General features: G+C 76.8%; 6 protein-coding genes and 2 pseudogenes. 4 read left to right on the forward strand and 4 right to left on the reverse strand.

Annotation, left to right across the window (positions count from 1 at the left end):
- Positions 1-412: pseudogene (locus AE652_RS45465) on the forward strand (hypothetical protein); the annotation flags it as partial.
- Between the two features lie 119 nt (positions 413-531).
- Here AE652_RS45465 and AE652_RS30440 read toward each other — a convergent pair.
- The 3 genes from AE652_RS30440 to AE652_RS49310 all read right to left on the reverse strand — a co-directional run bounded on the left by AE652_RS30440 (position 532) and on the right by AE652_RS49310 (position 2,673).
- Positions 532-990 carry a GNAT family N-acetyltransferase gene (locus AE652_RS30440; RefSeq protein WP_049657317.1) on the reverse strand — a complete coding sequence of 153 codons (459 nt, stop codon included), beginning with the start codon at positions 988-990 and terminating at the stop codon, positions 532-534.
- A gap of 156 nt (positions 991-1,146) precedes the next feature.
- Positions 1,147-2,052 (reverse strand): spermidine synthase, encoded by a 906-nt coding sequence (locus AE652_RS30445; protein ID WP_049657326.1) that lies wholly within the window; start codon positions 2,050-2,052, stop codon positions 1,147-1,149.
- Between the two features lie 105 nt (positions 2,053-2,157).
- The gene (locus tag AE652_RS49310; RefSeq protein ID WP_053112337.1) at positions 2,158-2,673 is read right to left on the reverse strand and encodes a hypothetical protein; all 516 of its coding nucleotides are present in this window, start codon (positions 2,671-2,673) and stop codon (positions 2,158-2,160) included.
- A gap of 262 nt (positions 2,674-2,935) precedes the next feature.
- Here AE652_RS49310 and AE652_RS30455 point away from each other — a divergent pair, with 262 nt between their 5' ends.
- Entirely contained in the window at positions 2,936-4,558 is a 1,623-nt protein-coding gene (locus AE652_RS30455) for a hypothetical protein (protein ID WP_049657319.1), read from the forward strand.
- Between the two features lie 55 nt (positions 4,559-4,613).
- Here AE652_RS30455 and AE652_RS30460 read toward each other — a convergent pair whose 3' ends face one another.
- On the reverse strand, positions 4,614-5,270 hold the full coding sequence (locus tag AE652_RS30460) for a histidine phosphatase family protein (RefSeq protein ID WP_049657320.1): 657 nt from the start codon (positions 5,268-5,270) through the stop codon (positions 4,614-4,616).
- Between the two features lie 253 nt (positions 5,271-5,523).
- Here AE652_RS30460 and AE652_RS30465 point away from each other — a divergent pair, with 253 nt between their 5' ends.
- Positions 5,524-6,753: a hypothetical protein gene (locus tag AE652_RS30465; RefSeq protein ID WP_049657323.1), complete on the forward strand. Its 1,230-nt coding sequence runs from the start codon at positions 5,524-5,526 to the stop codon at positions 6,751-6,753.
- Positions 6,750-7,484: pseudogene (locus AE652_RS30470) on the forward strand (hypothetical protein); the annotation flags it as partial. The gene AE652_RS30465 and the pseudogene AE652_RS30470, both read left to right, overlap by 4 nt.

Raw genomic sequence — 7,484 nt, forward strand, 5'->3', positions numbered from 1 at the left:
CTCCGGCCTGCTCGGCACCGTCCCCGCCCAGGCCCGGCCCGACGGCCCCCGCGCCTCCCGCGAGGGCGAACCCGCCGACCCGCCCTCCGCCACCCGGCACCGCGGCGGCGCCCTCTCCACCGTCCCCCGGCAGCGCGAGGCCGCGACGGAACCCCTGCTCCAGGAGGCGACCACCGCCGTCGACGAGGGTGGACCCACCGCCGAAGCCGGCAGCACGGCGGACTCCACCGCCACCCCCGCGCCGGATCACGACAGCACGCCCGAAACGACGGCCATCGCCGACACCGCCACGGCGGCCGGCTCCGGAGACGGCTCCGCCACCGCGACCGCCGTCCTCGTCCCCATCGCCGCCGGACTCCTGCTCACCGGAGCGGCCATGTGCAAGCACCGCGGACTGCCACGCGGCCACTGAGCGGCCCCGGCCGCAGTGGACCGCCCCGTAAGGCATGGGGACGCTGCGCAGCCGCGAGAAGGCGGCGGGACACCTCCGGCCACCGGGCCCAGGGCCGGGCGGCAGCGCTCCGCCCCCACCTAAGGCGTGGCCAGGTCCACGGCCAGCAGCGGGAGTTCGCGCCCCGGGATCGAACCGGACGGGACGGCGCCGATCCGGATGGCGCCCATCGCGAGGTAGAACGGCTCGGCGTTCGGGTCGGATTCGATGGTGAGCCGAGACAGGCCGAGTGCCACGGCCAGGCCCCTCGCCCGCTCGAACAGCGCGCGGCCGACGCCACGGCCGATCGACTCGGGCTCGATGAAGAGCAGGTCCAGCGACCCGGTCGGCGGCGCCCCGGAGAGCGAGACGAAGCCCAGGACCCGCCCGTCGTCCTCGGCCACCGCCGTGGCCGACCGCTCGATCACACCGGCGTCCACCGTCAGCTCCGCCCGGCAGGCGGCCATGAACGCCTCGTCGTAGCCCCAGTACGCCTTGGACCGCAGCGCGATGCCGGTGAGCAGCGCGGCCTCCTCCGGCCGGGCCGGTCTGATCTCCATGACGCCCCCTCTGGTCGCTGGCCGGATGGCAGCGCCATTGTCGACCGCGACTCGGTCGTCGGCAAACGGTTTTACGGCCGGCGGAGCGGGTGCGGAGAAGCGGTGCGGAGAAGCACCCGCAGGACCGCCGAACCCCCTACCGCGACGAGCGGCCCGTCAGCGGAACACCCCCGGCGGCGGTTCCGGGGACGGGGCCGCCGTGGCGTCCGTCGCCGGGACGGCGCCGGCCGCGAAGTCGGTGAGGGCGCGGCCGTGTTCGACCCGGGCGTGGGCGGGGTCGGAGGCGGCGCGGCGGGTGAGTTCGGCGATCGGCAGCGGGGTGTGGGCGGCGGCCAGGACGAGGTTGCCGAAGCGCTTGCCGCGCAGCACGGCGGGGTCGGCGATCAGGCAGAGCTCGGGGAAGACCGCGGCGAGGGTGGCGACCTGGGAGCGGGCGAAGGGCAGGGCGCCGCCGTCGGCGATGTTGGCGGCGTACCAGCCGCCGGGGGCGAGGGCGCGGGCGGCGAGGGTGGTGAACTCGACGGTGGTGCAGTGGGCCGGGGTGCGGGCCCCGGAGAAGACGTCGGTGATCACCAGGTCGACGCTGTCCTCGGGGGTGCGTTCCAGCACGCCGCGGGCGTCCGCGCCGCGCACCTTGATCTGCCAGCCGCGTTCCAGGGGGAGTTCGGCGCGGACGAGTTCGGTGAGCGCGGTGTCGATCTCGGCGACCTGCTGGCGGGAGCGCGGCCGGGTCGCGGCGGTGTAGCGGGCGAGGGTGAGGGCGCCGCCGCCGAGGTGCAGGACGGTGAGCGGGCGGCCGGGCGGGGCGACCAGGTCGATCAGGTGGCCGAGCCGGCGCTGGTACTCGAAGCCGAGGCGGGTGGGGTCGGCGAGGTCGACGAGGGACTGCGGGGCGCCGTCGATCAGCAGCGACCAGGCGGCGGGGCGGTCGCGGTCGGGGCGCAGCTCGGCGAGGCCGGAGCCGACGGGGCGGCTGAGCGGGCCCTGGGCGTGGGTGCGTCCGCCCGGTCCGGTGGTGGCCTCGGGCTCCGGTCCGCGTGCGGCTCTGCTGCTTCGTCCCATGGCGGCCATTATCGCCGCCGCCGGGGGACGTCCGCTGGTCAGGGGCGTGCCACGGGGGCCCGGCCGGAGGTCGACTGGCCCGGCGGGGTCCGCGCGGCACGCCCGCTAGAACGGGCCGAGGCCGCCCGCGGTGAGTGTGCAGGCGGCCTCGCAGAGGGCGGATCGGAGGACCCAGGCGTCGGTGGGGCGGGCGGTGCGGCCGGTGCCGGAGGGCGGGATCACCCAGCGCGGGTCGGTGGCGGCGGGCAGCAGGGCGCCCGCGGTACAGGAGCTGCCGGGCAGGTGCCAGGTCTCCCAGGTGCCGGCCGGGACGAGGAAGGAGACGGTGCTGCCGTTGCGGCTCTGCAGGACGACTCCGCAGGCGCGGCGCAGTCTCAGGATGTCGACGGCCTCCAGGCCGTGCCGCAGGGCGACGGTCACGGTGTCGCAGGCGCTGACGACGGCGCCCTCCTCGGGGGCGGTGCGCTCGCGCCGGTGGCCGCCGCGGGGGAGGCGGCCGCCTTCGACCGGTCCCCGGCCGGAGAGCCGGTCGTCGGCGGGTTCGGGGAGCAGGGCGGGGGCCGCGCCGGCGAGCACTCCCCCGGGGACGGGTCGGTACTGCGGCAGTCCGGTGGCCATCATGGGCTCTCCTGTACCTCGTCGGGTCCGGAAGCACAGCCGTTGGGAGGGGCCACCCGGCTGGGACGGGCCGGGCGACGGCGTGGGCTTCTTCCTCGTACCAGGACAACGCGGGGGTCGTGGCGCAGGCCACGGGGCGCATTACAGCAAGGCATGGCATTTCATGGCGGATACCCCGCAACATCGCCCTTTTTACCCGGGGTTGACACGAGATGTCCCACCAACCGAATGTGTCCGCTCGGTGACTCCGAGTACTCTCGGCGCCATGGCAGCCACCCCACCGGCCGAGCCGAACCGTCCGTCCCCCAACGCCGTGATGCGCGCACTGCGCGGCGACCGCTCTCCCGGCGAGTTCGCCACGGCCGTCCGCAGGGCCGCCCGCGAGATCGGCGAGCACGTGTCCTGCGACGCCCGGTACGTCGGGCGGGTCGAGTCCGGTGAGATCCGCTGCCCCAACTACGCCTACGAGCGGGTGTTCCGGCACATGTGGCCGGACCGCGCGCTCACCGACCTCGGCTTCGCCCCCCGGACCTCCGTCCGCCGCCGCCCGGCGGACCGGTCCGTCGGGTGGAGCGAACCCCCTCCGCTCCACCCGACGTTCCCGCCCCCGCCCGCCCCGCGCTCACCTCTCTCCACTCAACTCCCGTACGCTGCCTCGCCGTACACGGATCCAGCCGCACCGGACGGGCCCCCGTGGCCGAGCCGCGGGACGGTGCCCAGGGGGCCCGATGGATCGCCCAATCTCGACGAGGAGAACGACGACGTGCGTCGCCGTACGTTCCTGGCCGGCGGCACCACCGCGCTGGCCTCCGTGATCGGCATCGACCGACCGGCCTCGGCGGCCGGCCGGCAGGCCGGCGCCGACGGCGCCCCCGGTGCGCTCGCCGGCCAAGGCGCCTTCCCCGGTGCGGAGTTCACCGCGCCGTCGCTGCTCGGCGGCGAACCGCTGGTGCCCGGCCGACCCGGGCCGGTGGGGCCGCTGCGCCGGGTCGGCGCCGCCGAGGTGCTCGGCGTGGAACAGGCCGTCCGGGAGATCCGGCTGGCCGACGACGCGCACGGCGCCGACGCCCTGTACGAGCTCGCCGGGCGGTCGCTGCGCAACGCGTACGTGCTGCTCAACGAGTGCGAGTACAGCCCGGAGACGGAACGCCGGCTGCAGACCGGGGCGGGCGAACTCGCCATCTCCGTCGGCTGGTTGGCCCACGACTCGAACCGGCTCGCGGACGCCCGCTCGTTCTACTCCGAGGCGCTCGCCACCGCCCGGATGGCCGGGGACTCCGCCCTGGAGGCGCACGTCTTCTGCAACAGCGCCTTCCTGGCCCGGGACGCCGGCCGCCCGCGCGAGGCGCTGCGCGCCGCCCAGGCCGGGCAGGTCGCCGCCCGGGGCCTGGGCTCCGAGCGGCTGCTCGCCCTGCTGGCCATGCGCGAGGCCGGCGCCTGGGCGCTGCTCCAGGACCGCGTCTCCTGCGAGCGCGCGCTCGGCCGGGCGTACGCCCTCTTCGACCGGGGCCCCGGCGGGCGGGACCCGGAGTGGATGTCCTTCTTCGGCGAGGCCGAGATCGCCGGCCTCCAGTCGCAGTGCTGGTCGGCGCTCGGCGACTGGGACCGCGCCAGCGAGCAGGCCGGGCTGGCGATAGCGCTCCAGAAGCCGCACTTCGTCCGCAACCGGGTGCTGTACACCGCCGAGCTGGCCCACGACCGGCTCGGCCGCGGGGACCTGGCGGGGGCGGCGCACCACGGCTCGACCGCCGTCGCGCTGTTCGGCGCCGTCCGCTCGGCCCGGATCCGGAGCATGCTCGCGGACACCGCCGGGCGGCTGCGCCCGCACGTCGCCGTGCCCGAGGTGCGCCGGTTCCTGACCGACTACGACCGGGCGGCGGCCGCCTGAGCCCCGCCGCCCGGCTTGGCCTCGACGGGCCCCGGAGCCGCCCGGCACAGCCGGCTCAGTGCCCGGCGGCCAGGCCCTCCAGGTGGGACAGGTCGTTCCAGACCTCCACCGCCGGGGCGCCGTACTCCCAGGACAGCACGCACAGCGCGGCCGTACCGAGCTTGAACCGCTGGGCGTACTCGGGCGGCAGGCCCAGCCAGCGGGCGGTGAGGATGCGCAGCAGGTGGCCGTGGGCGAACAGGATCACGTCCCGGTCGGCGCAGTGCATCACGGTGGTGTCCGGGGCGGGGACGCCGTGCTCCTCGTTGAGGCCGGCCAGGAAGGCGTCCACCCGGGCGGCCACCCCGGAGAGCTTCTCGCCGCCGGGCACCCCGTCGCGCCAGATCAGCCAGCCGGGCTGGTCACTGGAGCGGATGTCCGCGCCGGTGCGGCCCTCGTACCGGCCGTAGTCCCACTCCATCAGCTCCGGACGCTCCACCGCGCGGTCGCCGAAGCCGGCCAGCTCGCAGGTCTCCTTGGCCCGGCCGAGCGGGCTGGTGTAGACGAGCGCGTCCGGCAGCCCGTTCCAGGGGGCCTTGGCGAGGCGGGCGCCGAGGGCCCGGGCCATCGCCCGGCCCTCCTCGGTCAGCGGGATGTCGGTGCGGCCGGTGTGGCGGCCGGTGGCGGACCACTCGGTCTCGCCGTGGCGGACCAGCACGATGCGGGCGGGCATGGGGACTCCTAGCGACGGGGCGGTGGCAACGGTCGGTCGGTCTCACCATTGAGCACCGGGCTCCATGATCCCCCACCCGGGCGGCGACCACGATCGAGGGGCCCGTCCCGGCGGCCGCGGGACCGGGGGCGGCAGGTGTCCGGTTCCGGCCGCGGCCCGGGGGCGGCGGACGTCCGGTTCCGGCCGCGGACCGCCTCTCCAACGGCCGGTCCGCACCGCGTTGTCGGACCCGGATGCGACACTGGGCCGCACCATGAACGTCTCGACGAACGTCCCGCCGCGCGGGCCCGCTGAGCCGCTCGCCCAGCGGCTCGCGGAGCTGCGCGGACCGGCCCCGCAGCGCAGTCTGAACGCCCGCTCCCTCGCCGCGCTGGCCGCCAACCCGGGCTGCCACCGCCGCGCCGTGCTCGACGCGGCCGGGGTGGACAAGTCGGTGCTGGCGGCCCGGCTCGGCCGCCCGGCCCCCTTCGGCCAGTCCCCCTTCGCCATCGCCCGCGGCGTGATCTTCGAGTCCCGGCTGAAGGCCGACGGCTACGCCCCGCTGCTGGAGCCGCTCCGCCACCACCTGGGCCTCCCGGCGGACGGGCACGCCCCGCTCCTGGTGCCGGACCTGCTGCACCGCTCGGGCCCGGCCGTGCGCGCCGACCGGACGGCCGAGGCGCTGGCCCTGGCCGCCGCCGATCCGGAGGCCTGGACGCTGCTGGACCACCCGATGCTGCGCCTGGGGGTGGCCGGCAGCACCGCCTACCTGGAGCCGGACGCGCTGGTGGTGCACGGCGGGCGGTGCACGGTGGTCGAGATCAAGTCCTTCCCGGTGCTGGACGGCGGCGCCGACCCGGCCAAGGTGGGCGCCGCCGCCCGGCAGGCCGCCGTGTACGTGCTGGCGCTCCAGCGGCTCGCCGCCGCGGCGGCCGGGCAGCCGCTCGCCGAGGACCCGTACACCGAGCAGCGGCTGCCGGGCAGCCCGCGCACCAGCGTGCTGCTGGTCTGCCCGAAGGACTTCGGCAACCGGCCGACCGCGGTCGCCGTGGACGTCCGCCGCGAACTGGCCACCACCCGCCGCCAGCTGGGCCGGATGACCGGCATCGGCCGGCTGCTGGCGGCGCTGCCGGCGGACGCCGACTTCGACCTGGCCGCCGACGAGGACGGCGCGCCGGCCCGGACCACCGAACAGCTGGCCGCCTCGGTCGAGGCGGTGCCCGCCGCGTACAGCCCGGACTGCCTCTCCACCTGCGAACTCGGCTTCCACTGCCGCGCCCGGGCCCGCTGCGACGACCGGGTCGAGCAGCTCGGCCGGGGCGTGCGCGGCGAGCTGGGCAGCATCCGTACGGTCGCCGAGGCGCTGGCCGCCGCCGGCACCAAGAGCGAGGACCTGGACGGCGCGGACGACGCCGCCGAGCGCCTGGCCTACGCGGCCGCCCTGCGCGCCGAAGCCCTGGGCGCCGGCGCCGTGGGGGCGGAAACCCAAGGGGCTCGCGCATGAGCCTGCTCACCACCCTCGCCCGGCTGGAGGCCGTCCGCAGCGGCCGAGCCGAGCCGCTGGCCACCGTCCGGCACCGGCACCTGTCCGACCGCCCGATGGTGCTGGTCCCGCTGACGGCCGCCGGCGAGTCCGGCGCGCCGCTCGCGGTGATGCTCGGCACCGACCGGGACGCGCCCCGGCTGCACCTGGTGCCGCAGCCGCTCAACCGCACCCTGCGGTTCGACTTCCTGGCCGAGCTCGCCGCCGACCTGCTGCCCTACCTGGAGTCCTTCGCCGAGGACGTCGAGCAGATCGAGGGCTCCGAGAAGGACCCGGAGACCGGCGAGAAGACCCAGGTGTTCCGCGAGCTGTGCGCGGACGCCCCGCAGCTGGTGGTGCCGAACGGCGCGGGCGTGCACCACCTCGCCCTGATCGGCCGCTCGACCCGCTTCCGCCGCACCGCCGAGGACGAGGAGCCGGGCCCGTACCCGGCGCCGGTCCGGGTGCCGCTGCTCGGCCGCTGGCTGACCCACCTCACCGACCGCGCCCAGGTGCCCGGCTCCTCGCTGCTGCTGCCGATGACCGGCCTGCTGGCCCGGCACTGGGCGACCGGCCAGAGCCACTTGGAGGACCAGCACCTGGCGGCCCGGCTCGCCTGGCACCGCCCGCCGGACGGCCTGACCGGCGCGCAGGCGGCCGAGCTGGCCGAGTCCGCCCGGGACGACCGGGGGCAGCTGCTGCACCCGCCGGCC

Source organism: Kitasatospora sp. MY 5-36 (assembly GCF_001182915.1).
Classification (GTDB): Bacteria; Actinomycetota; Actinomycetes; order Streptomycetales; family Streptomycetaceae; genus Kitasatospora.

What these genes read in the sequence shown, in the direction of transcription:
- AE652_RS30440 (WP_049657317.1), bottom strand. Translation starts at nt 990, where the DNA reads ATGGAGATCAGACCGGCCCGGCCGGAGGAGGCCGCGCTGCTCACCGGC.
- AE652_RS30445 (WP_049657326.1), bottom strand. Translation starts at nt 2,052, where the DNA reads ATGGGACGAAGCAGCAGAGCCGCACGCGGACCGGAGCCCGAGGCCACC.
- AE652_RS49310 (WP_053112337.1), bottom strand. Translation starts at nt 2,673, where the DNA reads ATGATGGCCACCGGACTGCCGCAGTACCGACCCGTCCCCGGGGGAGTG.
- AE652_RS30455 (WP_049657319.1), top strand. Translation starts at nt 2,936, where the DNA reads ATGGCAGCCACCCCACCGGCCGAGCCGAACCGTCCGTCCCCCAACGCC.
- AE652_RS30460 (WP_049657320.1), bottom strand. Translation starts at nt 5,270, where the DNA reads ATGCCCGCCCGCATCGTGCTGGTCCGCCACGGCGAGACCGAGTGGTCC.
- AE652_RS30465 (WP_049657323.1), top strand. Translation starts at nt 5,524, where the DNA reads ATGAACGTCTCGACGAACGTCCCGCCGCGCGGGCCCGCTGAGCCGCTC.